Genomic DNA, 1,550 nt, shown 5'->3' on the forward strand with positions numbered 1-1,550 from the left:
ACCACGCCCCGCCCCGCAAGATGACCCGAGAGCCGTGGGGCTGACGTGTCGGTTCAGCCGACGCACGCCCGTCACGACTGGCGATCCCCGATCGGACGCCAGACGCCTTGTGCTGAAACAATCAGTCTCAGTAGCCGTCCTTCCTTGGGACACTGCGGGGCTCCTGTCGGCATGCGCCCCTGGACAGGGCTCATGTTCACCGAGCGGGAGTTCGGTGTCTCGAAGATGAGCGGCAACATCGTCCGCGAGAGCCTGACGCTCGTGACGAAGTGGGGCATCGACTGCCGCATCCGCGAGACCCGCTCCCTGGTCAAGGACCACCGCAAGCTGCCCTCCGTGCGGAACAACACCCACTCCTAGCCTGCGCGCAGCACCGCAGTCACGGCTGGATGCTCGACCACTCGCCGACATCAGAGTCGGGGCTCGAGTGCGGCTGCCCATACGCTGGCGGGTGTGCATGCTGACGTGAAGCGGGACACCCGCAGGAACGCCCGATGGGTCATCGCCGGCGGGGCCGCCCTCTTCGGCACGCTCATCACCCTGGTTGCGATCACCCACCGGACGATCTGGCTCGACGAGACCGCGACCATCGCAGCGTCAACCCGGTCGTGGGATGCGCTGCAGGACCTGATCGGCAGGATCGACCTGGTGCATGCGGCGTACTACGTCGGCATGCACCTCTGGTTCGACCTCGTCGGCTACAGCCCCTTCACGCTCCGCTTCCCGTCCGCCGTCGCGATCGGACTGGCAGGCGGGCTCGTCGTCCTGCTCGCTGAGCGGCTGTTCTCCCTCGCCACGGCGACGATCTCCGCGATCATCCTGCCCCTACTACCCGTCGTCGCATCGGCCGGCACGTCCGGACGCTCCCCAGCGTTCGAGCTCCTGCTGGCGGTACTCACCACTGTGCTCCTCGTCCACGCTTTGGACGCCACCGACGGGCGGAAACCGCCGCTGCTGATCACCCTGTGGTGGCTGCTGTACGCGGTCTTCGCTTACGTGTCGGTGCTGGTGTTCCTGTGGGCGGCACTCATCGTCGCCGCGCACGCCCTGACGGTGTTCCTCCGCTTCCTCTTCGCACCGAAGCAGCGCTGGATCGGTCTCGCGGCCGCAGCGTGGACGATCGCCATCCTCGGCGTCGCCGTCGTGCCGTTCGTTCGCGCAACGATCCCGCAGTCCCGACAGATCGGATGGCTGCAGGCACCCACCTGGCACAGCGCCATCGAAAACGGATGGCGGCTGCAGTTCTTCGACTTCGCGCTCGTCACCACCACCAGGTCCTTCGTGACCGCAGTCGCCGTCGTGTCCTGGTTGCTGGTCCTCGTCGGTGTCGCGTTCGCGCTCCGAAAGCGAAGGGAAGCGCTGGTGGTGATGCTGCCGTGGCTAATCGTGCCCACCGTGGCGCTGCTCGCCGCATCGCACTTCTACAAGCCCGTCTACAACGCCCGCTACGTCACGTACTCCGCGCCGGCACTCGCGATCCTCATCGCCGCCGGCATCGTCGCCCTCCTCCCCTACGCGAAGGGCATCATCAGTGGCCTGCTCCTCATCGC

1 protein-coding gene and 1 pseudogene are annotated in these 1,550 nt (G+C 66.9%); both read left to right on the top strand.

Annotated elements, in window-relative coordinates; all coding sequences use genetic code 11:
- Nucleotides 1–171: 171 nt before the first annotated feature.
- Complete coding sequence (locus BACI9J_RS23025; RefSeq protein WP_236558890.1) at nucleotides 172–360, top strand: hypothetical protein; 189 nt, start codon at nucleotides 172–174, stop codon at nucleotides 358–360.
- A gap of 105 nt (nucleotides 361–465) precedes the next feature.
- Nucleotides 466–1,550 (top strand): annotated as a pseudogene (locus BACI9J_RS23030) (glycosyltransferase family 39 protein); the annotation flags it as partial.

This window comes from Arthrobacter sp. 9V (genome assembly GCF_902506065.1).
GTDB lineage: Bacteria > Actinomycetota > Actinomycetes > Actinomycetales > Micrococcaceae > Arthrobacter.

Coding starts and splice junctions, on each gene's coding strand:
- BACI9J_RS23025 (WP_236558890.1), top strand. CDS start 172: ATGCGCCCCTGGACAGGGCTCATGTTCACCGAGCGGGAGTTCGGTGTC.